The following is a 23,634-nucleotide window of genomic DNA, read 5'->3' on the forward strand; positions in this document are numbered from 1 at the left end:
CTCACTTCAGGCCATAGGCCTTCGCAATGAGGCTCAAGGGGTGTTGCAGGTCGGGGCTGCCCAGGCCGTTGACGTCAAAGCCCTGGGCAATGTGGTGCCCGCCCAGCGGGCAGTCGGAGCTGATGACGTCGGGCGGGCTGCCGTCCTTCATGGTGGCCATGGCCTTGAACACCGGCTTGCCGATCTTCAAAGCATCCTGGTGGTGCCGCTTCTTCACGCCGTAGGTGCCGGCGTGGCCGGAGCAGCGCTCGATGGTATTGACCGTGGTGCCCGGCACCAGCTTGAGCATCTCTTCGGTCTTCTTGCCCACGTTCTGCACCCGGCTGTGGCAGGGCACCTGGTAGCTCACGTTGCCCAGGGCGTTGGGGAAGTCGGTCTTGAGCAGGCCGTCGCGCTTGCGCGCCATGAGGTACTCGAACGGGTCCCACATCGCTTCCTTGACGAGCTGGGTGTCCGCGTCATCCGGGAACATGAGTGGCAGCTCCTGCTTGAACATCAGCGCGCAACTGGGCACGGCGGCCAGGATGGCGTAGCCCTCGCGGGCGTACTTCGCCAGCACCGGGATATTGGCCTCCTTGCTTTGCTGCACCGAGTCCAGATCGCCCAACTCGAGTTTGGGCATGCCGCAGCACTTTTCCTTGTCGACCAGCTCGTAGGGGATGGCGTTGTGGTCGAGGATGCGCAGCAGGTCCAGACCGATGCCGGGTTCGTTGTAGTTGATGTAGCAGGTCGAGAAGATCGCCACCTTGCCGGGGGTCTTCTCCCCGTCAACCACGTTCGTGGCCTGGGCCTTGGGCGCGGCCGAACGGAATCTCTTCGTCGCCAGGTCGGGCAGCCAGGCGTTGCGGTCCACACCCAGCACCTTCTCCATGGCACCGCGCGCGGCCGGCATGTGATTCACCGCATTGGCCACCTGCACCACCACCGGAATGCCGGCAAAGCTGCCGTGCACATCGGTCGAGGCCAGGAACTGCTCGGCCTTGCCGACCTCGCCCTTGCGGAACTTGATGGCCTTGGCCCGCAGCATGGTGTGCGGGAAGTCCAGGTTCCACTCGTGCGGCGGCGTGTACGGACACTTGGTCATGTAGCACAGGTCGCACATGTAGCACTGATCGACCACCTTCCAGTAGTCCTTCTTGTCCACGCCATCGACTTCCATGGTCGAGCTCTCGTCGACCAGATCGAACAGCGTCGGGAACGAGCCGCACAGGCTCACGCAGCGGCGGCAGCCGTGGCAGATGTCGAAGATGCGTTCGAGCTCGTGGTTGAGCTTGTCCTCGTTCCAGAAGTCGGGGTTCTTCCAGTCGAGCGGATGGCGCGTCGGCGCCTGCAGGTTGCCTTCGGTGGCCATGTTCTTGTCTCCGTCTGAGCGGGGTCTGTCGTGGGGTCGGCAATGCAAAGGGCTCGGTGAGCCCTTTGCATTGCACTGCGCCCGGGTGGGCGCAGCTTCCAGGGTGCGGCGGATCCGGGTTTCCCGGTCCGCTCGCACCGCCCCCTTGAGGGGGTGACGCGCCGCAGGCGCGGCGCGGGGGTGGCCTCAATCCACCAGTTCGTTCAGCGCCTTCTGGTAGCGGTTGGCGTGCGAACGCTCGGCCTTGGCCAGGGTTTCGAACCAGTCGGCAATCTCGTCGAAGCCTTCTTCGCGGGCGGTCTTGGCCATGCCCGGGTACATGTCGGTGTACTCGTGGGTTTCGCCAGCCACGGCCGATGCGAGGTTCTGGCGGGTGCTGCCGATCGGCAGGCCAGTGGCGGGGTCGCCCGAGGCTTCCAGGAATTCGAGGTGGCCATGGGCGTGGCCGGTTTCGCCCTCGGCGGTCGAGCGGAACAGCGCCGCCACATCGTTCTGGCCTTCCACGTCGGCCTTGTTTGCGAAGTACAGGTAGCGGCGGTTGGCCTGGGATTCGCCGGCGAAGGCGTCCTTGAGGCACTGCTCGGTCTTGCTGCCTTTCAATGCGGGCATGTTCATCTCCTTGCGTGGGTTGAGGATTGCCCACCGGCGCACACGCGCCAGTGACGCTGGAGGACCTTAGTCCGGCCATGGACGATCGTCTAATTGTTCTGGGCTATGCGGCAAATTGCCCGTGCCTATCAGCAAATACTGATTGATAAGCGTTCTCATCGCCCCTGGTCGTCTCGACCAGGAATTACGTTTGGAGAAACGCATTTCGCTATGGTAAATTTGCCGCCCTGACGAAGGAGACCGCCATGACGCCCGCCAAGCCCCTTGCCGATCTGCCCGCACCGGCACCGATCCAGCAACTGCACCACTACGCGTACCGCGCCCGCGACGCCGAGGAGACCCGCCGCTTCTACGAAGACATCCTGGGCCTGCCGCTCTACCACATCATCCAGAGCGACTACGTGCCCAGCACCGGTGAGTACTGCCCGTACACACACTTCTTCTTCCGCCTGCAGGACGGCTCGTTCATTGCCTTCTTCGACCTGGGCGACGACGAGGCCGCACTGCCCAGCCCCAACACGCCGAAGTGGGTCAACCACATCAGCTTTCGTGTCAACACCGTCGACGAACTCGAAGCCACCAAGGCCCGCCTGGAAGCGAGCGGCATCGAGGTGCTGGGTGTGACCGACCACCACATCTTCAAGAGCATCTACTTCTTCGATCCGAACGGCATCCGCCTGGAGCTCACCGCGCAACTGGCCGACGAGTTCCAGATGCTGCAGGAGAGCAAGACCGCGCATGCCCGCCTGAACGAGTGGACGGCGCGCAAAGAGCAGTGGCGCCAGGACCGCGCCGCCGGCAAGGGCAATGCCCCTCTCAAGCCGCAGCAGAACGACCGCCCCGAAGTGGCCGAGCGCGCCGCCAAGGTCTGAGGAGGCACGCATGTCGCTGAACGCCTACCGCGAGGTGGCCCACACCAACGGCTACGAATTCACACAGGGCGGCGGCTATGAGCTGCCCAGCTACCCCTTCGTGCCGCCGCCGGAGATCGGCCAGTCCTCGCCCGCACACCACCCCATCGTGATCGTGGGCGGCGGCATCACCGGCCTCACCATGGCCTGCTCGCTGGCCCGCCTGGGCGTGGCCGCCATCCTGCTCGACGAAGACGACACGGTCGGCGTCAAGGGCGCGTCCTCGCGCGGCATCTGTTACACGCAAAAGTCGCTCGAGATCTTCGAGCGCCTGGGCGTGTACGCCCCCATCGCCGCCAAAGGCGTGCAATGGAGCGTGGGCCGCACCTACGCCGGTGACGACGAGGTCTACAGCTTCGACCTGCGCCAGCAGGGGGGCTACCACCTGAGCCAGCAGCCGCCCTTCATCAACATCCAGCAGTTCTACATCGAGGCCTTCCTGGTCGATCGCGTCCAGCAGCTGGGCCACGTCGAGCTGCGCTGGCGCAACCGCCTCAGCGCCTTCGAGCAGGACGACAAGAGCGCCCTGCTCACCATCGAAACGCCGGCCGGCAGCTACCAGGTGCGCGCCGACCACGTGATCGACGCCACCGGCTCGCACAGCCCGCTGCGCAAGTGGCTGGACGTGCCCTTCGACGGCAAGCGTGGCGATGACCGCTGGTGCATCGCCGACGTGCGATTCACCACCCGCCCGCCGCAGGAGCGCCACACCTGGATCGAGGCCCCGTTCAACGAAAACCGCGCCGTCTGGCAGCACCTGATGGCCGACGACGTCTGGCGCATCGACTACCAGATGGCCCCCGACAGCGACCCGGCCGAGGTCAGCCGCGAGGACGTGGTGCGTGAGCGCCTGGCCCGCCAGTTCGGCCCCGACGTCGAGGTCGAGATCGTCTGGGTCGGCCCCTACGCCTACCGCAGCGAGTGCGTGCACACCATGCGCTGCGGTCACGTGTACTTCATGGGCGACTCGGCCAAGATCGTCAGCCCCTTCGGCGCCCGCGGAGGCAACACCGGTGTGGCCGACGCCGACAACCTGGCCTGGAAGCTGGCGGCTGTGCTGCGCGGACGCGCCGCGCCGTCGCTGCTCGACAGCTACGACGACGAGCGCCTGGAGGCCGCGCGCGAGAACGTGCGCGTGACCAACCGCACCGCCCGTTTCCTGCGGCCGGCCGATGGCGTGGAGCGCCTGTACCGCAACGCGGCCATCGCGCTGGCCAAGCGCCATGCGTTGGCCCGTCCGCTGGTCAACACCGGTCGCATGGCGGTGGCCAACCCCTACACCCGCTCGCGCGCCTGCCTGTACCGCGCCGGCAGCGCGGCCGGGCAATCGGTGCAGAACGTGGCGTTTCGCTGGGCCAACGGCCGCGAAGGCCGCATGAACCAGTTGCTCGACTGGGCCGCGGGCGATCTGCTGTTGCTGGCCTTCGGGCCGCTGAGCAGCCAGGCCCGCCAGCGCCTGGCGGGCTTGAGCGCCACCACGCCGCTGCGGGTGGTGCAGGTGCTGGGCACCGGCGACGCGGCGCAGGCCGTCGAACAGGTGCGTGACCCCAAGGGGCACCTGCTGGGCGCCTGCCAGGCCAATCCGGGCGACTGGGCACTGGTGCGCCCGGACGGCTACCTCGCCGCCAGCGGCAGCGCCGTCGATGGCGCCTTGGTCAAGGCCATCGGCCTGTCCCTCGGGCTTACCGGAGTGCACGCATGATCACCACCCCCAACTGGCAGGACGCCGACACCTTCTACGAGCAGTTGCTCGACGCCCAGACAGGCCTCGACACCGAGCAGCAACTGGCCTTCAGCGCCCGGCTCATCCTGCTGCTGGCCAACCAGGTCGGTGACAGCCGCGTGCTGGCCGAGTGCGTCGACGCCGCCCGCGAAGCACTCTGACTGCGCTACCCCTGACCACCAGGGTGGGCCGGTAAAATCCTGGCCTCCCCCGTCTCTACCAACGGCATCCCGCGGGATGCCGTTGCCTTTCTGGCGCACCCCATGACCGACACCGTGCAACAACCCGGCCTCGACTCGCTGGCCAAGTCCTTCGAACCCGCCCCCATCGAAGCCCAGTGGGGCCCCTGGTGGGAGCAGCGTGGCGTCGGCAAGGCCGGGTTCCGTGGCACAGGCGAAGCGCGCGCCGACGCACCGGCCTTCTGCATCCAGCTGCCACCGCCCAACGTGACCGGCACGCTGCACATGGGGCACGCGTTCAACCAGACCATCATGGACAGCCTCACGCGCTACCACCGCATGATGGGCGCCAACACGCTGTGGGTGCCGGGCACCGACCACGCGGGCATCGCCACGCAGATCGTGGTCGAGCGCCAGCTGCAGGAGCAGAAGCTCAGCCGCCACGACCTGGGCCGCGAAGCCTTCACGAAGAAGGTCTGGGAATGGAAGGAAAAGAGCGGCAACACCATCACCGGCCAGATGCGCCGCATGGGCGACACGGTCGACTGGTCGCGCGAGTACTTCACCATGGACCCGAAGCTGTCGTCGGTGGTGACCGAGACCTTCGTGCGCCTGTACGAGCAGGGCCTGATCTACCGTGGCAAGCGCCTGGTCAACTGGGACCCGGTGCTCAAGACCGCGGTGAGCGACCTGGAGGTGGAGAGCGAAGAAGAAGACGGCTTTCTCTGGCACATCCGCTACCCGCTGGTGGACACGGATGGCAGCCTGGCAGCCGCGGGCATCGACTCGGTGGTGGTGGCCACCACCCGCCCCGAGACCATGCTCGGCGACACCGCCGTGATGGTGCACCCCGAGGACGAGCGCTACACCGCCATCGTCGGCAAGACGGTCAAGCTGCCGCTGTGCGATCGCGAGATCCCGGTGATCGCCGACGAATACGTCGACCGTGCCTTCGGCACCGGCGTGGTCAAGGTCACGCCCGCGCACGACCACAACGACTACGCGGTGGGCCAGCGCCACCAGTTGCCCACCATCGGTGTGCTCACGCTTGAGGCTTCGATCAACCAGAACGCGCCCGCCAAGTACCAGGGCATGGACCGCTTCGTGGCGCGCAAGGCGGTGGTGGCCGACCTCGATGCGCTGGGTATGCTGGTCGAGACCAAGAAGCACAAGCTGATGGTGCCGCGCTGCGCGCGCACCGGCGCCGTCGTCGAGCCCATGCTCACGGACCAGTGGTTCATTGCCATGAGCAAGGTCAGCGATCAGGACCCGACGGGCAAGAGCATCGCGCAAAAGGCCATCGACGCCGTGGCCTCCGGCGAAGTGCGGTTCGTGCCCGAGAACTGGGTCAACACCTACGACCAGTGGATGAAGAACATCCAGGACTGGTGCATCAGCCGCCAGCTCTGGTGGGGCCACCAGATTCCCGCCTGGTACGACGAGGACGGCCGCATCTACGTGGCGCGCAGCGAGGCCGACGCGCAAGCGCAAGCCCCTGGCAAAACGCTCACCCGCGACCCGGACGTGCTGGACACCTGGTATTCATCGGCCCTCGTGCCTTTCAGCACCATGGGTTGGCCCGACCAGAAGGCCGGCCCCACCGAGGACTACGACGTCTACCTGCCCAGCAGCGTGCTGGTCACCGGCTACGACATCATCTTCTTCTGGGTCGCCCGCATGATCATGATGACGACCCACTTCACCGGGCGCGTGCCGTTCCGCCATGTCTACATCCACGGCCTGGTGCGCGACGCGCAGGGCCGCAAGATGAGCAAGAGCGAAGGCAACGTGCTCGATCCGGTGGACCTCATCGACGGCATTGCGCTTGCCCCGCTGCTCGACAAGCGCACCACCGGCCTGCGCAAGCCCGAGACCGCACCCCGCGTGCGCAAGGACACCGAGAAGGAATTCCCCGAGGGCATTCCGGCCTACGGCGCGGACGCACTGCGCTTCACCTTCGCGGCGCTGGCCTCGCTGGGGCGCAGCATCAACTTCGACAGCAAGCGCTGCGAGGGCTACCGCAACTTCTGCAACAAGCTCTGGAACGCCACCCGCTTCGTGCTGATGAACTGCGAAGGCCACGACTGCGGCCTGAAGGAGCACACCAAGGCCGAATGTGCCGTGGGTCAGCCCTTCCACGGGTACCTGAGCTTCAGCCAGGCTGACCGCTGGATCAGCTCCACGCTGCAGCGCGTGGAGGCCGAGGTGGCCAAGGGCTTCGCCGAGTACCGCCTGGACAACGTGGCCAACGCCATCTACGACTTCGTCTGGAACCAGTTCTGCGACTGGTACCTGGAGATCGCCAAGGTGCAGATCCAGACCGGCGACGCCGCACAGCAGCGCGCCACCCGCCGCACGCTGATCCGCACGCTGGAGGCGATCCAGCGTCTGGCCCACCCCATCATCCCGTTCATCACCGAAGCGCTCTGGCAGAAGGTGGCCCCGGTGGCCGGCCGCGCGGGCGAATCCGTGGCCCTGGCCACCTACCCCGTGAGCCAGCCAGAGCGCATCGACGAGTCCGCCGAAGCCCACGTGGCACAACTCAAACGCCTGGTCGACGCATGCCGCACCTTGCGCGGAGAAATGGGCGTGTCACCGGCGCAGCGCCTGCCACTCTATGCCGTGGGCGACGCCGACTTCCTGCGTCAGGCCGCACCGGTGCTGCAGTCCCTGGCCAAGCTGGCCGAGGTGCGCGTGTTCGACGACGAAGCAGCTTGGGCCCAGGCCGCTGGCGTGGCGCCGGTGGCGGTGGTCGGCGAGGCGCGCCTGAGCCTGTTCATGGAAATCGATATGGCCGCAGAGAAGGCGCGCCTGGGCAAAGAGGCCGCGCGGCTGCAGGGCGAAATCGCCAAAGCCCAGGGCAAGCTGGGCAACGAAGGCTTTGTGGCCCGCGCGCCGGCGGCGGTGATCGATCAGGAAAAACAGCGCCTGGCCGATTTCAGCGCCACGCTGGAGAAGGTGCAGGCCCAGCTGGCCCGCCTGGGCTGAGTAGGCCTGGTCCGCTGAGCCAGAGATAACGCGGTGCCGGCCTGACCGGACCGCGCGCCGTCAATCCCGGTCCAGTGAGGCCAGCGCGGCCCACTGCGAGGGCGTGGCCGCCTGCGGATCGCCCGACTCGGGGAAGCCGGTGCTGTCCAGCGCCGAGAAATCGGAGTTGGCGGCGTCGCGACGCGCTTCGTCGGGCGAGAGCGTTTCGTGGATGCGCCGCGCCAGGTACCAGCTCGCCCGCAGCTTGGCCTCGCGCGTGTGCGAGCCCAGGCGCGGCGTGAGGTGCAGGTTGGGGATGCCGTGCAAGGGCGAGCCAACGGCGGCGAATTGCGGGTTGGCCCCGTCCAGCAGACAGGCGTCGATGCGACCGTCGCACAAGGCCAGCGCCAGCGCTTCCTGATCGAACAGCGCGCTGCGGCTCACGCCGACCCACAACTGGCCGTGCTTGCAGTGGTTGAGCACGCGCTCGTTGATCCAGCCCTTGAAGCGCGAGGCGTACACCATCTGCAAGGTGATGGCGTCGGAGCGCTCGAGCAGTTCGTTGATGGGCACAGGCTCGACGCCCAGCTTGTCCCACAGTTCGGCGGCGTGGTGCACCGCGGGGTCGTAGCCGAGCACGCGCACGCCCAGGCTGCGCAGCATGGGTGCCAGCGTGTGCGCCACCGGTGCCAGACCCAGCAGGCCCACGGTGCTGCCCGCCAGCTCGCGGCCCATGCGTACCTGGCCCAGCTTGCGGCCCAGCAGGGCACTGACCATGCCGCGGCGGTACAGCATCAGCAAGCCATACAGCAGGTATTCGGCATTGGAGCGCACCGTGGCGCTGCGCGCCTGCAGCACGCGCACGCCGCGGCGCGAGCAGGCTTCGAGGTCGGTGTTGTCGCTGGAGATCTGCATGCGCGCGACCATCATCAGCTTAGGCGCCTGCTCCAGCAGGTCCTGCGACACGATCACGTGCGGCGGCAGCACGATGGCCTTGGCCTCTGCGATGGCCTGGCGCAATTGCGCAGGGTCATCGGCCAGCTCGGGCTGGTAGACAACCTGGTAACGGTCCTGCAGCCATGCCAGGGCCTCGGGCACCAGCGGATCGACCAGCAGGACGTCCATTGCGCGTCTCACCGGCGCTTGAGCACCGAAATGTGTTCGCCACCCACGCTCTCCTGGTGCACCAGGAGGTTGCCGGTCTGTTTGGCGAAAGCCTGGAAGTCCCGGACCGAGCCCGAGTCGGTGGCCACGATCTTGAGCGTCTGGCCGCTGTGCATGTCCGCCAGGGCCTTTTTGGCCTTGAGGATGGGCAGCGGGCAGTTCAGGCCCCGGGCATCGAGTTCTCGGTCAGCGGCAATCATGAGGGCTCCGTGCTAGGTAACGCGGCATTTTAGGTCGCGCGCGGATTTGGTGTGTCTTCCAGGAAAGTCGGGGTCAGGCCGCGTGACAAAAGCCACTGTGCGAGGGCCAAACCGGTGCCAGCGCGCCAACAACGCACCGCTTCGGGCGCCATCAGGCGGTACTCGCTGAGCTCGGGCGAGAGCCTCACCTGGCCGGAACACCGGGCATGGTAGGTGATGATGACCTGGTTCATGCGCTGGAAATCGTGCACCGCCACCAGGCTCAATGCCTCGGTCTGCAACGCGGTCTCTTCGGCGATTTCGCGCCGGATGCCCTCCTCCGGCGTTTCGCCCGCTTCCATGAAACCGGTGATCAGACCGAAGAACTTGCCCGGCCAGGCGGCGTTGCGCGCCAGCAGCACCTGCCCTTCGAGCTCGACGATGGCCGCCAGCACCGGCGTGGGGTTGTTCCAGTGCGTGAAGCCACAGGCCGGGCAGCGCAGGCGCGACTTGTCGCCCCCGTCTTCGGCCATGGTAATGGCCTGCAGCGGCGTGGCGCACTGAGGGCAAAAACGGAACTCGGCCGACATCGTCGCGCTCAGGCGGGGAAGACGCCGGTGGACAGGTAGCGATCGCCCCGGTCGCACACCACGAAGACGATGGTCGCCTTCTCGACCGTGCGCGACACCTGCAACGCCGCCCACAGCGCGCCGGCCGCCGAAATGCCACCGAAGATGCCCTCCTCGCGCGCCATGCGGCGTGCCATGTCTTCGGCATCGGACTGCGACACATAGATCAGCTCGTCAACCGCCTTGGGATCGTAGATCTTCGGCAGATACTCGACAGGCCACTTGCGGATGCCCGGGATGCGCGAGCCCTCACTGGGCTGCGCGCCGACGATGCGAATGCCGGCGTCTTTCTCCTTCAGGAAACGCGATACGCCGGTGATGGTGCCGGTCGTGCCCATGGCACTCACGAAATGCGTGATGCGCCCGCCGGTCTGCTCCCACAACTCCGGCCCGGTGGTCTCGTAGTGGATGCGCGGGTTGTCGGCGTTGGCGAACTGGTCGAGCACGCGGCCCTTGCCGTCGGCCTGCATCTTCTCGGCCAGGTCGCGCGCGCCTTCCATGCCACCGCTCTTGGGCGTGAGGATCAGCTCGGCGCCAAAGGCCTTCATGGTCTGCGCACGCTCGATGGACAGGTCCTCCGGCATGATCAGCACCATGCGGTAGCCCTTGATGGCTGCGGCCATGGCCAGGGCAATGCCGGTGTTGCCGGAGGTGGCTTCGATGAGCGTGTCGCCCGGGCGGATGTCGCCCCGTTCTTCCGCGCGACGGATCATCGACAGCGCCGGGCGATCCTTGACCGATCCGGCCGGGTTGTTGCCCTCGAGCTTGGCCAGGATGACGTTGCCGCGGGCAGCGTTCTCGGCAGCGGCAATGCGCTGCAGCGCGACCAGGGGCGTGCGCCCGACCGCGTCTTCGATGGTGGGGTATGGCATGGCGCCACTGTGCCATAATCCGCGCCCTTGCCTGGCCGAAGTGGCGGAATCGGTAGACGCAGCGGATTCAAAATCCGCCGCCGCAAGGTGTGCCGGTTCGAGTCCGGCCTTCGGCACCACTCAGCGCAAGACCCCAGTCATCAAGCCCGGCCCCGCCGGGCTTTTTGCTGCGTGCGTTCAGGCGCGCAGGCCCTGCGCCACCGTGGGGTAACGCAAGCGCAGGCGCAGTTCGCGCTTGAGCCGATCGTTGTGCAAGCGGCGCGACTCGCTCATGAAGCTCAGCAGCATCAGCGGCAGTTGATCCTGCGCCGCGTCGCGGCCCACACGCGGCGGGCGCGGCAGCCCGTACAGATCGGCCGCCAGGTCGAAGTAGTCGCCCATCCTGAGTTCGGTGTCATCCACCGCGTGCACCACGCGTTGGGCACGCCCGCGCCACAGCGCCAGCACCACCGCGCGCGCCAGGTCGTCGGCATGGATGTGATTGGTGTAGACGTCGTCCTCGGCGCGCAGTACCGGCGTGCCACGCTGCAGGCGATCGCGCGGTGTGCCGCCCTCGCGGTCATTGGCGTAGATGCCCGGTATGCGCAACACGCTCACGCGCACGTCCAGCGCACGCCCCAGCCAGCGCAGTCGCGCCTCCGCATCGACGCGACGCTCGGCGCGAGGCGTGCGCGGTCGCGCAGGCACCGATTCGCTGGTCCACGCGCCCTGGCGGTCGCCGTAGACCCCGGTGGTGGAGCCGTACACCAGCACCGACGGCGGTGTGCGTTGTGCCAGCACGTGGACCAATGAACGCGTGCGCGCATCGATGCGCCAATCGCCCGGACCTTCGCTGGGTGGGGCCGCCAGGTGGATCACGCGGTGCGCCAGGCCCGCCAGTCGTTGCAGGCTTCGCGGCTCATCCAGGTTGCCCACCAATGGTGTGATGCCGGCCTGCCGCAGCGAAGCCACACGCGACGGGCTCGACGTGAGGGCCATGAGCCGGGCGCGCCGCCCCGACCCCAGCTCGCGTGCGCTGCGCAAGCCCACATCGCCGCAGCCCACGATCAGGACGCGTTCACGCCGAAAGCGTGCGGGCAAGGCGCCCAGCAGGTTCATGCCAATCCCGTTTTTGCGACAATGCGCGGTTGCTTTTTGCAGGGCACCTCTTTGGGTGCCCCTCCCGAGAAAGACCGCGAGTATGACATTCACGATCACCGTGCAGCCCAGCGGGCGCACCTTCACCGCCAACCCGGACGAAGCCATGCTCGCCGCCGGCATCCGCCAGGGCATTGGCCTGCCGTATGGCTGCAAGGACGGCGCTTGCGGTTCGTGCAAATGCAAGCTGATTGCCGGCAGCGTGGCCCATGGGCCGCACCAGGCCAAGGCCTTGAGCGCCGACGAAGAAGCCGCTGGCTATGTGCTCACCTGCTGCGGCGTGGCGCAGACCGACGTGGTGCTCGAATCGCGCCAGGTGACCGAGCTGGGCGCCTTCCCGATCAAGAAGATGCCCGCCCGCGTGAGCAGCTTGAGCCGCGCGTCGCACGACGTGATGGTGCTGCGCCTGCAACTGCCGGCCAGCGACACCTTCCAGTACCGCGCAGGCCAGTACGTTGAGTTCATCCTGCGCGATGGCGACCGCCGCAGCTACTCGATGGCCAACGCGCCGCACACCCAGTCCGAAGCACCCGGCATCGAGCTGCACCTGCGCCACATGCCCGGCGGCAAGTTCACCGATCAGGTGTTCAGCACGATGAAGGAAAAGGACATCCTGCGCATCGAGGGTCCGTTCGGCAGCTTCTTCCTGCGCGAAGACAGCAGCAAGCCCATGATCCTGCTGGCCTCCGGCACCGGATTTGCGCCGATCAAAGCCATCATCGAACACATGCGTTTCAAGGGCATCGACCGCCCCGCCACGCTCTACTGGGGCGGCCGCCGCCCGGGCGACCTGTACCAGAGCGACTGGATCGAGGCCCAGCTGGCGGCCATGCCCAACCTGCGCTATGTGCCCGTGATCTCCGACGCCTTGCCGGAAGACGCCTGGAGCGGACGCACCGGCTTCGTTCACCAGGCCGTTCTGAAGGACCACCCCGACCTGAGCGGCTTCGAGGTCTATGCCTGCGGCGCACCCATCGTGGTCGAATCGGCCAAACGCGACTACGTGGCCCAAGGCCAGTTGCCCGAAGAGTTCTTCTTCGCGGACTCGTTCACCTCTGCGGCCGACAAGGCCTGACACCCCACCCACAACAAGGAGACAAGCCATGATTTCCAGACGCCATGCGATCGCCCTCGGTGCTGCCGCCCTTTCATTGCCGAGCTGGGCACAGTCGCAGACCATGCGCATCGTGGTGCCCTTTGCACCCGGTGGTCCGATCGATGTGACCGCGCGCATCCTGGCCGAGGCCGTCAAGGACTCGCTGGGCACGGTGATCATCGAAAACCGGCCGGGCGCCGGCGGCAACATCGGCGTCGGTCTGGTGGCCAAGTCCGCGCCCGATGGCATGACGCTGGGTATCGCCACCACCGCCTCGCACGGCATCAACCCCTGGCTGTTCAAGTCCCTGCCCTACGACCCGGTCAAGGATTTCGCACCTGTCACGCAGATGCTGCGCGTGCCCAACGTGCTGGTGATGAATGCCGAGGCGGCTCAGCGCCTCAACATCAACAGCGTGCCCGACCTGATCCGCTACGCCAAGGCCAACCCCGGCCGCCTGAACTATGGCTCTGGCGGCAATGGCAGCGCCGGTCACCTCGCGGGCGAGCTGTTCAAGAACCAGGCCGGCATCTTTGCGGTGCACATTCCCTACAACGGCGGCAACCCGGCACAGCTGGGTCTGCTGTCGGGTCAGGTGGACTTCAACTTCGACAACCTCGCCACCGCGGCGGCCAACATCCGCTCGGGCAAGCTCAAGGCACTGGCGGTCACCACGGCGCAACGCAGCGGCGTGATGCCAGATGTGCCCACCGTGGCCGAGACGCTGCCGGGCTTCGAGATCGACACCTGGTGGGGCCTGATCGCGCCGGCCGGCACGCCCGCCGACGTGGTGGCGCGCCTCAATGCCGCCTTCACCAAGGCCCTGCAGTCGCCCGAGGTGAAGTCGCGCTTTGCCACCCTGCTGGCCGAACCCGCCCCCAGCACGCCGCAAGCCTTTGCCGACTTCATGAACCGCGAACGCGCCAAGTACGAGCGCATGGTCAAGATCAGCGGCGCCAAGGTGGACTGACGCGTCACACGGTCATCGACCAAACAAAAGAGGGCGCCGCTGGCGCCCTCTTTTGCTGGTGTCTCTGTCTGCGCAACAACCGCGCATCAGCCCTTGAGCAAGGCACGCACGTCGTCGGCCAGGCCCTGCGCGCCACTGCCATAACGTTCGTAGAGGCGAATGCGCCCTTGCGGGTCGTACACGAAGCTGCCCGCCGAGTGGTCCATGGTGTAGCTCGTGGGCGTCTTGCCCTCAACCTTCTTGTAGTAGACCTTGAAGCTCTTGGCGACAGCCTCAAGCTCCCCGGGGGCCGCGTACAAGGCCAGAAAGCTCGGGTCGAAATTGGTGACGTACTGCTTCATCACCTCGGGCGTGTCGCGCTCGGGGTCCACGCTCACGAACAGGCCTTGCAGCTTGTCGCTGTCGGCGCCCAGCAGGCGTTTGGCTTCGGCCAGTTCGCTCATGGAGGTGGGGCACACGTCGGGGCACTGCGTGTAGCCGAAGAAGATCACGACCACCTTGCCCTTGAAATCGGCCAGCGTGCGCTTGCTTCCGTTGTGATCGGTGAGCGAGAAGGCATTGGCGTAGTCGGCACCGGTGATGTCCACGCCCTTGAAGCTGTTCGGCGATTCGGAGCAGGCCGCCAGAAGCAGCGATGCGCTGGCCAGGGCCAGCAGACGGCGACGGGGAATGTGGTTCACCATGGCAGGTAGTGGTCGATCAGCAGCGCCGCGAACAGCAGCGACAGGTGGATGAGCGAGAAGCGGAAAGTCTTTCGAGCCAGGGCATCGGAATAGTTCCGCCACAGCGCGAATGCGTAACCGCAGAAGCCGATGCCCAGCGCCAGCGCGCTGACCAGGTAGAACCAGCCACTCATGCGCATCATGAACGGCATCAGCGTGGCCGCCAGCAACACAAAGGTGTAGAGCAGGATCTGCAGCCGCGTGAACTCGGAGCCATGGGTGACCGGCAGCATCGGCAGGCCCGACTTGCGGTAGTCCTCGACCCGGTAGAGCGCCAGCGCCCAGAAGTGCGGCGGCGTCCAGAGGAAGATGATGAGGAACAGGATGAGCGCCTCGGGCGCGACCGCATTGGTCATGGCCGTCCAGCCCAGCACCGGTGGCATGGCACCGGACGCGCCACCGATCACGATGTTCTGCGGTGTGAGCGGCTTGAGCACCACGGTGTAGATGATTGCGTAGCCCACGAAGGTGGCGAAGGTGAGCCACATGGTCAGCGGGTTGACCCAGAACCACAGGATGGCCGAACCGACCGCGCACAGCGCCGCCGAGAAGCTCAGCGTCTGCCAGTTGGTCAATTCACCCTTGGCGGTGGGGCGCCAGGCGGTGCGCTTCATGCGGGCGTCGATGTGCTGCTCCACCACGCAATTGAACGCGGCAGCGGCACCCGCCACGAGCCAGATGCCCAGGCAGGCCACCGCCGCCAGTTGCACCTGGGCCCAGGTGGGCGCGCCTGGCACCGCCAGCACCATGCCGATCAAGGCGCAAAAGACGATGAGCTGAATGACACGCGGCTTGGTCAGCGCGTGGAACTGGCGCCAGGTCGAGGGCATGGCTGCAGGGGTCATCTTGGGGGCTGGTGCGGTGCTCATCTGGTGGCTTGCGACCAGCGCAGTGAGGGGGTGGGAACAGCGGCCGCCCGCGTGGACGCCAGCGCGCCGGTGAAGGCAATCACCAGCCCGGCAGCGCCACCGGTGTGGGCCACGGCAGCCAGCAGTGGCCAGTCGAGCACGACGTTGCTCAGGCCACTGAGGAATTGCCAGGCGCACAAGGCGGCGAGCAGCTTCGCAAAGCGCTGCAGGCCCGGCTGTCGCCACAAGACCCAGGCCAGCGCCAGCAGCACCGCGAACACCAGGTAGGCAGACAGGCGGTGCACGTAATGGATCGCCGTCAAGGCAGGAAAGGTGATGGCTTCGCCCGTGTGGGTGGTGCCCAGTTCCCGCCACAAGGCAAAGCCCTCACGCAGGTTCATGGGTGGCCACCAACTCCCCTGGCAGGTGGGGAATTCGCGGCAAGCCAGCACGGCGTAGTTGGTGCTGACCCAGCCACCCAGTGCGATCTGCAGCCACAACAGGCCGAAGGCCAGCCACAGAAAGGCGCGCAGCCCTGACGAAACCGGAACCGACCCGCTCGAGCCGGGTTCGGCGAGGTGGTAGGCCACGGACTGCGCGCGCAACAGCGCCAACAGCACCAGCCCGCCCAGCAAGTGCATGGTCACGATGGCTGGGAACAACTTCATGGTGACGGTGAACGCCCCAAACGCCCCTTGCAGACAGACCCAGGCCAGCGTGACCACCGGCCATACCCAGTGCACATGGATGCGACGGCGCTCGATCCAGCTGCCCACGGCCAGCACGATGATGAGGACCCCGACCGCGGTGGCCAGGTAGCGGTGGATCATCTCGACCCAGGCCTTGGAGAAGGTCACCGGCCCCGTGGGCATGGCCGATTGCGCGGCCGAAATGTCGGCGTGTGCGCCCAGCGGGCTGGCCGCGCCATAACAACCTGGCCAGTCGGGACAGCCCAGGCCCGAGTCGGTGAGGCGGGTGAACGCGCCGAAAAGCACCAGATCGAAGGTCAGGAACAAGGTGATGAGCGTGAGCACGCCCAGGCGCCGCGCCGGCGTGGCCTGACGGTGACGCAGCCAGATCCAGGTCAGCGGACCAATGGCAATGATCACGCCCAGCAACATGAGGCGGGCGATGGGCGCCAGGTCGACCAGGGCTTGCGTGTTGTCCATGTCAGTGCGTGCGCCCGGGCGCGTCCCAGAAGGCCGATGCGCGCAGCAGGCGATCGAGGTCGCGCTTGGCCCGAGCGGGGTCGATGTTGGCCGGGAAGCGCATCATCCAGTTGCCCAGCGGGTCGACCACGTAGAGGTGGTCTTCGATGCGTTGACCCGCCGCGGGCTGCAACCATTGCGCGAGCGCCCCTGCATCGACTTGAAGAACGGTGGCGGCTGCTGTGGCGGCCTTCAGGGGCTCGCGCAGTTCGCCGGTACCCGTGCGCAACCAGACCCAGTCGAGGCGGTCCTTTTCCTTGCCCAGGGTCTCCCGCAGTTGTCGCTGCAGGTACAGATGGCGCTCGCAGGCGGCGTCGCAGGCGCTGTCGGCCACGCTGACCAGCAGCCATTGGTCCTTGAGCGCAGCAAGAGGCACCTTGGTGCCGGCCGCGTCCGTGCCGTCGATGGCGGGGAGCGGTCGCTGGGGCGAGATGAGCTCGCCATAGTTGCGCCGGCCTTCTGGGCGGATCACGTAATACGTGAAATACGAGGCAATCACCGGCGCCGCACAGACCAGCAGAATGGCCATCATCTTCCAGCGCCCGGAGCGCGTGGTCGCGCTGCGGTCCGGATGGGTGGCGTCGGGCGTGGGCAGGCTGTGCACCGTCAGCGTCAGGGGTTCATCGGGCATCTTTGCCATGGGTGCGGGCGCGTTGGCGGCGGGGTTGAATGATCTGGAACCAGAGATAGAGACCGGCGGCCAGGGCGCACATGGCGAACCACTGGAAGGCATAGCCGTTGTGTTTGGCCACATCGGTGGCTGGCAGGGCCCAGTGCCGTTGCAAGGGTCCCGCGTCGTCGCCGGTCTGCTGCATGGACAGATCCATCAGCGCCAGTCCGGTTTCCTGCCGGAATCCGGCGAGGTCGATATTTTGCCGGATCACCCCGGCAGTGGGCTCACCCAGCTGGAACAGCCGCCCGGGGGCAGGGGCCAAGCGCCCAGCCACGGTCACCTCGCCAGCGGGTGTGGACACGTCGGGTACGCGCGTGCGGTCGTTGAAGTCGCGCGGCACCCAGCCACGCTGCACCAGCACCACGCGATCACTGTCGGCCAGCTTCAACGGCGTCACCAGGTAGAACCCGGTGCGTCCGTCCATCTGGCGGTTGTCCAGAAACACGCTGTGGCGAGTTATCCACTCGCCACGCAGGCGCAGCGGTCGGTACAGGCCGGCGTTCGGATCGCTCGCCGACAGGAGATCGGTGTTGTCCCATGCCGGCAACTCGGCACGCGCCAGGATGGCTGACTGCAGCGCGGTCTTCTGCGCGGCGCGGTCGAGTTGCCACAACCCGAGCGAGGCCGTCACCGCCATGGTGACCAGGGTGGCGGCCGCCACCACCAGACGGCGGGCCCGGCTCATGCGCAATCGCCGGACCGCGAGGCCGGGTGCAGGCGGATAATCCCGCGCATGAAATACGTGGTGATCGTGGCCTTCGTGGCCATCATTGGCAGCCTGGCTGCCGCCGGGGTGTTCATGATGCGGGGCGGCGTCAATGAAGACAGCGAGGCCCCGCGCAAACGGCACATGGCGCGCGCGCTGGCGTTTCGGGTGGGGTTTTCTGTCTTGCTCTTCGTCATCGTGCTGGTCGCCTATTTCATGGGCTGGATCCAGCCCACCGGCCTGCCCCTGCAACGCTGAGCGCGAACCGGGACCGGAAGCAAAAAGGCGCCACGGGGCGCCTTTTTGTTGCGGGGCCCGTACCGACCCGATCGACCATCACATCCAGTAAACGAGGATGTAGAGGCCCAGCCACACCACGTCCACGAAGTGCCAGTACCACGCAGCACCTTCGAAGCCGAAGTGGCGCTCTTTGGTGAAGTGGCCCTTGTGCAGGCGCAGGGTGATGAACAGCAGCATCAGCATGCCCACGAACACGTGGAAGCCGTGGAAGCCGGTCAGCATGAAGAAGGTCGAGCCGAAGATGCCCGAGCTCAGCTTCAGGTTGAGTTCGCTGTAGGCGTGGGCGTATTCGTAGCCTTGCACACCAAGGAAGGTGATGCCCAGCAGCACCGTGATCCACATGAAGCCGATCGTCTTGCCGCGCTCACCCGCTTGCAGCGCGTGGTGGGCAATCGTCAGCGTGACGCCCGAGCTCAGCAGCAAGGCGGTGTTGATCGTGGGCAGCCAGAAGGGACCCACGGTCTGGAAGGGCTCGACAATGTTGCCCGGCGATGCCGTGGCACCCGCTTGCAGGCTGGGCCAGACGGCCGAGAAGTCGGGCCAGATCAGGGCGTTGTCGATGCTGCCCAGCGTCGGCACCGAGTGGGCACGCGCCCACCACAGCGCCGTGAAGAAGGCACCGAAGAACATCACCTCCGAGAAGATGAACCAGCTCATGCTCCAGCGGAAGGACAGGTCGATCTTGCGACCGTACATGCCGGTCTCGCTTTCGCCGATGGCATCGCTGAACCACTGGAACAGCACGAACAGCCAGAAAGCCATACCGAAGGCCAGCGACCAGGCGCCCCACTGATGGCCGTTGACCCATTGGCCAGCGCCAAGGATCACGAAGAACAGGCCGAAGGCGGCCATGACCGGATGGCGCGAGGGTCCGGGGACGAAGTAGTACGGCGTCGAGCCATGGGTTGCTGCGGACATGCTCACTCCTGTGGTGCTATCTCGGTATGGTTGTCTGAAATCGAAACTGGCAAGGGCGCCCGGCTCAACCGGCCACCCAGTTCACAAGCGCGATCAACGCGCCCACGAAAACAAAGGCCATCACAATACCCATCACCACCAGATGCAGTGGATTCAGGCGCTGGATGTCCTTCTCGTACTCGGACCGCTTGCGCACGCCCAGAAAGCCCCAAAGCACCGCCTTGAGGGTGTCCATGAACGTACCGCCACGCGGTTTCTGCCCGGTCATGCTGCTCACACGGCCCCCTGCATTGCGGGCACCTTGGCCTGCGGCAGATCGGTGCTGGGTGCGGGGGGCACATGCCCGCCGACTTCGAAGAAGGTGTAGGACAAGGTGATCGTCGTCACGTCCTTGGACAATCGGGGATCGATCACGAAGACCACCGGCCATTCCTTCTTCTCGCCGGGCGCCAGCGTGTACTGCGAAAAGCAGAAACACTCCAGCTTGTTGAAGAACGCCGCCGACTGCTTGGGCGCATAGCTGGGAATCGCCTGCGCCGACATGGTCCGGTTCTGGGTGTTCTGGAACTCGTACATCACCGTGGTGAGCTCGCCCGGGTGAACCTGCAGCGAACGCACGGCGGGCTTGAACGCCCAGGGGCCCCGCGCGTTGGTGTCGAATTCGACCGTGATCGTGCGGCTGGTGTCGACCTGCGTGTTGGCGGGCAGCGTTGCGGTGGTGCCAGGTACTCGCCGCTCGGCGACGGCCAGCACATTGATGCCCAAGGCGTCACAAACCGATCGGTAGATCGGCACCAGCGCATAGCCGAAGGCGAACATGCCCAGCGCGATCACGCCGAGCTTGCCCACGATCTTGAGGTTTTCCTGACGCAGCCCCATGGCTCGATTCCGGTGCTTAGCCGCCCAGCAACACCAGCTTGGCCACGAATCCGAAGAAAAAGACCAAGGCCACCGAGGCCAGGATCAAGCCCAGCCGGAGGTTGTTCTTCTTTTGTTCAGGAGTCATGGCCATGGCGGGTTCGGCGTGGCGTCAGCCGATCACCTTGGTGGCGGTGGCGTCGAGCTTGGGCGGGTTCTCGAAGGTGTGGAACGGCGCCGGCGAAGGCACTTCCCACTCGAGACCTTCCGCGCCTTCCCAGGGCTTCTGCACGGCCTTCTCGCCCTTGCCACGCATGGCGGGCACGACCACGGCCAGGAAGAAGTAGACCTGCGCGAAACCGAAGAAGAAGGCACCGATCGACGCGACCATGTTGAAGTCGGCGAACTGCATCGGGTAGTCGGCATAGCGACGGGGCATGCCGGCCAGACCCAGGAAGTGCATCGGGAAGAAGGTGACGTTGAACGAGATCATCGACCACCAGAAGTGGATCTTGCCGCGGGTCTCGCTGTACATGACGCCGGTCCACTTGGGCAACCAGTAGTAGATGCCAGCAAACATGGCGAACAGCGAGCCGGCCACCAGCACGTAGTGGAAGTGCGCCACCACGTAGTAGGTGTCCTGCATCTGGATGTCGATCGGCGCCACCGACAGGATCAGGCCGGTGAAGCCACCCATGGTGAACACGAAGATGAAGCCGACGGCCCACAGCATCGGGGTCTCGAAGGTCATCGAGCCTTTCCACATGGTCGCGATCCAGTTGAAGATCTTCACGCCCGTGGGCACAGCGATCAGCATGGTCGAGTACATGAAGAACAGCTGCCCTGTGACCGGCATGCCGGTGGTGAACATGTGGTGGGCCCACACGACGAAGGACAGGATGGCGATGGAGCCGGTGGCGTACACCATGGAGGCGTAGCCGAACAGCTTCTTGCGCGCAAAAGCGGGCACAACCTGGCTCACGATGCCGAAGGCCGGCAGGATCATGATGTAGACCTCGGGGTGACCGAAGAACCAGAAGATGTGCTGGTACATCACCGGGTCACCACCGCCAGCCGGGTTGAAGAAGCTGGTGCCGAAGTGGCGATCCGTCAGCGTCATGGTGATGGCACCTGCCAGCACAGGCATCACGGCGATCAGCAGGTAGGCGGTGATGAGCCAGGTCCAGACGAACATGGGCATCTTCATCAGCGTCATGCCGGGCGCGCGCATGTTCAGGATGGTCACGATGATGTTGATCGAGCCCATGATGGACGAGGCACCCAGGATGTGCATCGCGAAGATGCCGGCATCCATCGACGGACCCATCTGCAGCGTCAGCGGTGCATAGAGCGTCCAGCCCGCAGCGGGTGCGCCGCCGGGCATGAAGAACGAGCCGACGAGCATCAATGCCGCCGGGATCATCAGCCAGAAGCTGAGGTTGTTCATGCGCGCGAAGGCCATGTCGGATGCGCCGATCTGCAGCGGGATCATCCAGTTCGCAAAGCCCACGAAGGCCGGCATGATGGCGCCGAACACCATGATCAGGCCGTGCATGGTGGTGAGCTGGTTGAACAGCTCCGGGTTCACCAATTGCAGGCCAGGCTGGAACAGCTCGGCACGAATGCCCAGTGCCAACAGGCCGCCAACCATGAGCATGGTGAAGGCGAACAGCAGGTACAGCGTACCGATGTCTTTGTGGTTGGTCGCGAAGACCCAGCGACGCCAGCCGGTGGGCGCGTGATGGTCGTGGTCGTGACCGTGGGCGTCGTGATGGTCGAGCACAGCACTCATGGTGGTTTCCTCAGGTTCTCAATCGATGCGCACGTCGCGGATCACTTGCGGGCAGCCTGCACGTCGGCGGGCTGCACGATGGCTTCGGTCTTGTTGCTCCAGCTGTTCTTGGCAAACGTCATGACAGCGGCGAGCTCGGTATCGGACAGCTGCTTCCACGAGGGCATGGCACCGTTGTTCTGGCCATTGAGCAGCACGTGGATCATCTTGCCCTTGTCGGCGTCCAGCACCACGGCCGAGCCGTCGAGCGGCTTGATCGGGCCAGCGCCCTTGCCGTTGGCCTGGTGGCAGGCAGCACAGTTGGCGGCGTAGACCGACTCACCACGCTTGACCAGATCGCCCAGCGTCCAGACCTTGCTTGGATCGTCTGCGGCGGCGGCCATGACCTTGTACTTGTCACCGACCCACGCGGTGTACTCCTCGGCGGAGACGACCCGAACATGGATGGGCATGTAGGCGTGCTCTTTGCCGCACAACTCGGCGCACTGGCCATAGAAGTCGCCCGTCTTTTCGGCGCGGAACCAGGTGTCGCGCACGAAACCCGGAATGGCGTCTTGCTTGACGCCGAATGCCGGCACCATCCAAGCGTGGATCACGTCGTTGGCGGTGGTGATGATGCGGATCTTCTTGCCGACCGGCACGACGAGGGGGTTGTCGACCTTGAGCAGGTAGTTGTCGACGGCTTCGGGTTTGCCGCTACTGGAGGCCACACGCTGGGCGGTGTCGAGCGTGGACAGGAAGCCGATGCCCTCGCCCTCGCCCTTGAGGTATTCATAACCCCATTTCCACTGCATGCCCACGGCCTTGATGGTCACGTCGGCGTTGGTGGTGTCCTTCTGGGCCACCAGCACTTTCGTGGCGGGCAGCGCCATGCCGATCACGATCAGCAGCGGAACGATGGTCCAGCCCAGCTCGACCCAGATCGGCTCAGCCAGCTCTTGCGACTTATGGCCAACCGATTTGCGGTGCTTGAGGATGGAATAGAACATCACGCCGAAGACGATCACGAAGATCACGGCGCAGATGGCCATCATGAACCAGTGCAGCCAGTGCTGCTCTTCGGCGATCTTGGTCACCGGCGGCGCAAAGTTGAGCTGGTTGACCGCTGGCCCACCGGGCAGGTCATTGACCTTCTGCGCCGCCACCGAGGTCCACACCCCGGCACTCAACAGCGTCAGGCCCACCGCGTTGCGCACCGCTTTGACGCGGTGGCGAAGGCTAAGCAGCGTCTTCGTCGTCTTACTCACTTGTTGCGCCTCAAATATAAGCATCGATTGATATCGACACCGATTACACCAAACTTTTCCGCCTTGCGAAACGCCATCAGGCGCCTCGCAAGGCCTGTCGCATCTCTCGGGCCAGCAGCGGCCGCAGGTCCGTGCGCACGTGGCGCCCGATCTGCACCGACCGGCCTCCTTCCCTGACCTCGATCAGGCTGGAGCCACCTTCCCTTGCCTCGATGCGGACCCAGTCGCGGGAAAATTCCCTGCGCTGCACCTGACCACCGCGCTCCTGCTCAACCACCAGCCGCTCCGGCATGAGCCACACGCTTTCGCCATCGGCCGCATGCCGGGCGTACACCACGAACGCCACCGCCACTGCCAGCAACTCCGCCGCGGCGAACGGCAGCACCAGCGTGGCGCCATGCGCCCAGAAGAAGCCGGCGACCCCCAGCGACACCACGCACAGTGACGCATACAAGGCTCCGAGTTGCGAAGGCGAGATGGAGCAGTTGCGACGCATGCGCCACTCCATGCCGGCATCCGACAGGGTTGCAAAGCGATACGCAGCTCGTGGCTCGATCACACCCACCTCACTCAGC

At 65.9% G+C, this 23,634-nt stretch carries 26 protein-coding genes and 1 tRNA gene; 8 read left to right on the forward strand and 19 right to left on the reverse strand.

The window, feature by feature from the left end:
* Window position 1: 1 nt before the first annotated feature.
* Both KF871_RS09400 and KF871_RS09405 read right to left on the reverse strand, forming a co-directional pair.
* Window positions 2-1,351, reverse strand: a complete 1,350-nt coding sequence (locus tag KF871_RS09400; RefSeq protein WP_291141176.1) for a heterodisulfide reductase-related iron-sulfur binding cluster — start codon at window positions 1,349-1,351, stop codon at window positions 2-4.
* A 186-nt stretch (window positions 1,352-1,537) separates the two neighbouring features.
* A complete protein-coding gene (locus KF871_RS09405) occupies window positions 1,538-1,960 on the reverse strand; it encodes a rubrerythrin family protein (RefSeq protein WP_291141179.1) in 423 nt (140 codons plus the stop codon).
* A 245-nt stretch (window positions 1,961-2,205) separates the two neighbouring features.
* On the opposite strand from KF871_RS09405, the gene KF871_RS09410 reads away from it, so the two are divergent.
* The 4 genes from KF871_RS09410 (at window position 2,206) to KF871_RS09425 (ending at window position 7,761) form a co-directional block, all read left to right on the forward strand.
* Window positions 2,206-2,832: a VOC family protein gene (locus KF871_RS09410; protein ID WP_291141181.1), complete on the forward strand. Its 627-nt coding sequence runs from the start codon at window positions 2,206-2,208 to the stop codon at window positions 2,830-2,832.
* A 10-nt stretch (window positions 2,833-2,842) separates the two neighbouring features.
* A complete protein-coding gene (locus KF871_RS09415; RefSeq protein ID WP_291141184.1) occupies window positions 2,843-4,573 on the forward strand; it encodes an FAD-dependent oxidoreductase in 1,731 nt (576 codons plus the stop codon).
* Window positions 4,570-4,755: a DUF2783 domain-containing protein gene (locus KF871_RS09420; protein ID WP_291141186.1), complete on the forward strand. Its 186-nt coding sequence runs from the start codon at window positions 4,570-4,572 to the stop codon at window positions 4,753-4,755. Before KF871_RS09415 ends, KF871_RS09420 begins: the two co-directional genes overlap by 4 nt.
* 102 nt (window positions 4,756-4,857) lie before the next feature.
* Window positions 4,858-7,761 carry a valine--tRNA ligase gene (locus KF871_RS09425; protein ID WP_291141188.1) on the forward strand — a complete coding sequence of 968 codons (2,904 nt, stop codon included), beginning with the start codon at window positions 4,858-4,860 and terminating at the stop codon, window positions 7,759-7,761.
* A gap of 60 nt (window positions 7,762-7,821) precedes the next feature.
* Here the strand turns inward: KF871_RS09425 and KF871_RS09430 are convergent, their stop codons facing one another.
* The 4 genes from KF871_RS09430 to cysM are packed head-to-tail and all read right to left on the reverse strand — an operon-like array spanning window position 7,822 to window position 10,584.
* Window positions 7,822-8,865, reverse strand: coding sequence for an NAD(P)-dependent oxidoreductase (locus KF871_RS09430; protein ID WP_291141190.1), 1,044 nt, complete (start codon window positions 8,863-8,865; stop codon window positions 7,822-7,824).
* Window positions 8,866-8,873: 8 nt separating this feature from the next.
* Window positions 8,874-9,101: a sulfurtransferase TusA family protein gene (locus tag KF871_RS09435; protein WP_291141282.1), complete on the reverse strand. Its 228-nt coding sequence runs from the start codon at window positions 9,099-9,101 to the stop codon at window positions 8,874-8,876.
* Between the two features lie 32 nt (window positions 9,102-9,133).
* Entirely contained in the window at window positions 9,134-9,673 is a 540-nt protein-coding gene (locus tag KF871_RS09440) for an NUDIX hydrolase (protein ID WP_291141192.1), read from the reverse strand.
* Window positions 9,674-9,681: 8 nt separating this feature from the next.
* Window positions 9,682-10,584, reverse strand: a complete 903-nt coding sequence (cysM, locus tag KF871_RS09445) for a cysteine synthase CysM (RefSeq protein WP_291141194.1) — start codon at window positions 10,582-10,584, stop codon at window positions 9,682-9,684.
* Window positions 10,585-10,618: 34 nt separating this feature from the next.
* Here cysM and KF871_RS09450 point away from each other — a divergent pair.
* Window positions 10,619-10,703 (forward strand) — tRNA-Leu (locus KF871_RS09450).
* 58 nt (window positions 10,704-10,761) lie between these two features.
* Here KF871_RS09450 and KF871_RS09455 read toward each other — a convergent pair.
* Window positions 10,762-11,682 carry an NAD-dependent epimerase/dehydratase family protein gene (locus KF871_RS09455; RefSeq protein ID WP_291141196.1) on the reverse strand — a complete coding sequence of 307 codons (921 nt, stop codon included), beginning with the start codon at window positions 11,680-11,682 and terminating at the stop codon, window positions 10,762-10,764.
* Window positions 11,683-11,764: 82 nt separating this feature from the next.
* Between KF871_RS09455 and KF871_RS09460 the strand changes: the two genes are divergently transcribed.
* Both KF871_RS09460 and KF871_RS09465 read left to right on the forward strand, forming a co-directional pair.
* On the forward strand, window positions 11,765-12,796 hold the full coding sequence (locus KF871_RS09460; protein ID WP_291141198.1) for a CDP-6-deoxy-delta-3,4-glucoseen reductase: 1,032 nt from the start codon (window positions 11,765-11,767) through the stop codon (window positions 12,794-12,796).
* Window positions 12,797-12,824: 28 nt separating this feature from the next.
* A complete protein-coding gene (locus KF871_RS09465) occupies window positions 12,825-13,787 on the forward strand; it encodes a tripartite tricarboxylate transporter substrate binding protein (RefSeq protein ID WP_291141200.1) in 963 nt (320 codons plus the stop codon).
* Window positions 13,788-13,873: 86 nt separating this feature from the next.
* Here the strand turns inward: KF871_RS09465 and KF871_RS09470 are convergent, their stop codons facing one another.
* From KF871_RS09470 to KF871_RS09490, 5 genes are read right to left on the reverse strand one after another with little or no spacing between them, the layout of a single operon-like run.
* Window positions 13,874-14,470: an SCO family protein gene (locus tag KF871_RS09470; protein ID WP_291141202.1), complete on the reverse strand. Its 597-nt coding sequence runs from the start codon at window positions 14,468-14,470 to the stop codon at window positions 13,874-13,876.
* Entirely contained in the window at window positions 14,464-15,378 is a 915-nt protein-coding gene (cyoE, locus tag KF871_RS09475; RefSeq protein WP_291141205.1) for a heme o synthase, read from the reverse strand. Before cyoE ends, KF871_RS09470 begins: the two co-directional genes overlap by 7 nt.
* Entirely contained in the window at window positions 15,375-16,526 is a 1,152-nt protein-coding gene (locus tag KF871_RS09480) for a heme A synthase (protein ID WP_291141208.1), read from the reverse strand. Before KF871_RS09480 ends, cyoE begins: the two co-directional genes overlap by 4 nt.
* A gap of 1 nt (window position 16,527) precedes the next feature.
* Window positions 16,528-17,205, reverse strand: coding sequence for a hypothetical protein (locus tag KF871_RS09485; RefSeq protein WP_291141211.1), 678 nt, complete (start codon window positions 17,203-17,205; stop codon window positions 16,528-16,530).
* On the reverse strand, window positions 17,186-17,923 hold the full coding sequence (locus KF871_RS09490; RefSeq protein WP_291141213.1) for an SURF1 family protein: 738 nt from the start codon (window positions 17,921-17,923) through the stop codon (window positions 17,186-17,188). The genes KF871_RS09485 and KF871_RS09490 overlap by 20 nt, the downstream gene beginning before the upstream one ends.
* 48 nt (window positions 17,924-17,971) lie before the next feature.
* On the opposite strand from KF871_RS09490, the gene KF871_RS09495 reads away from it, so the two are divergent.
* Window positions 17,972-18,202 (forward strand): twin transmembrane helix small protein, encoded by a 231-nt coding sequence (locus tag KF871_RS09495; protein ID WP_291141215.1) that lies wholly within the window; start codon window positions 17,972-17,974, stop codon window positions 18,200-18,202.
* 78 nt (window positions 18,203-18,280) lie between these two features.
* Here the strand turns inward: KF871_RS09495 and KF871_RS09500 are convergent, their stop codons facing one another.
* The 7 genes from KF871_RS09500 to KF871_RS09530 all read right to left on the reverse strand — a co-directional run bounded on the left by KF871_RS09500 (window position 18,281) and on the right by KF871_RS09530 (window position 23,555).
* Window positions 18,281-19,162 (reverse strand): cytochrome c oxidase subunit 3, encoded by an 882-nt coding sequence (locus KF871_RS09500; protein WP_291141218.1) that lies wholly within the window; start codon window positions 19,160-19,162, stop codon window positions 18,281-18,283.
* A gap of 64 nt (window positions 19,163-19,226) precedes the next feature.
* Complete coding sequence (locus KF871_RS09505; protein ID WP_291141220.1) at window positions 19,227-19,430, reverse strand: DUF2970 domain-containing protein; 204 nt, start codon at window positions 19,428-19,430, stop codon at window positions 19,227-19,229.
* 5 nt (window positions 19,431-19,435) lie between these two features.
* On the reverse strand, window positions 19,436-20,041 hold the full coding sequence (locus KF871_RS09510; RefSeq protein WP_291141223.1) for a cytochrome c oxidase assembly protein: 606 nt from the start codon (window positions 20,039-20,041) through the stop codon (window positions 19,436-19,438).
* 16 nt (window positions 20,042-20,057) lie between these two features.
* Window positions 20,058-20,168, reverse strand: a complete 111-nt coding sequence (locus KF871_RS09515; protein WP_291141225.1) for a cytochrome oxidase small assembly protein — start codon at window positions 20,166-20,168, stop codon at window positions 20,058-20,060.
* 24 nt (window positions 20,169-20,192) lie between these two features.
* Window positions 20,193-21,812, reverse strand: coding sequence for a cytochrome c oxidase subunit I (ctaD, locus tag KF871_RS09520; protein WP_291141227.1), 1,620 nt, complete (start codon window positions 21,810-21,812; stop codon window positions 20,193-20,195).
* A 41-nt stretch (window positions 21,813-21,853) separates the two neighbouring features.
* Window positions 21,854-23,059 (reverse strand): cytochrome c oxidase subunit II, encoded by a 1,206-nt coding sequence (gene coxB, locus KF871_RS09525; RefSeq protein WP_291141230.1) that lies wholly within the window; start codon window positions 23,057-23,059, stop codon window positions 21,854-21,856.
* 76 nt (window positions 23,060-23,135) lie between these two features.
* Entirely contained in the window at window positions 23,136-23,555 is a 420-nt protein-coding gene (locus KF871_RS09530) for a DUF2244 domain-containing protein (RefSeq protein WP_291141232.1), read from the reverse strand.
* Window positions 23,556-23,634: the final 79 nt, after the last annotated feature.

Source organism: Hydrogenophaga sp., assembly GCF_019635465.1.
In the GTDB taxonomy this organism is placed as follows: Bacteria; Pseudomonadota; Gammaproteobacteria; order Burkholderiales; family Burkholderiaceae_C; genus Hydrogenophaga.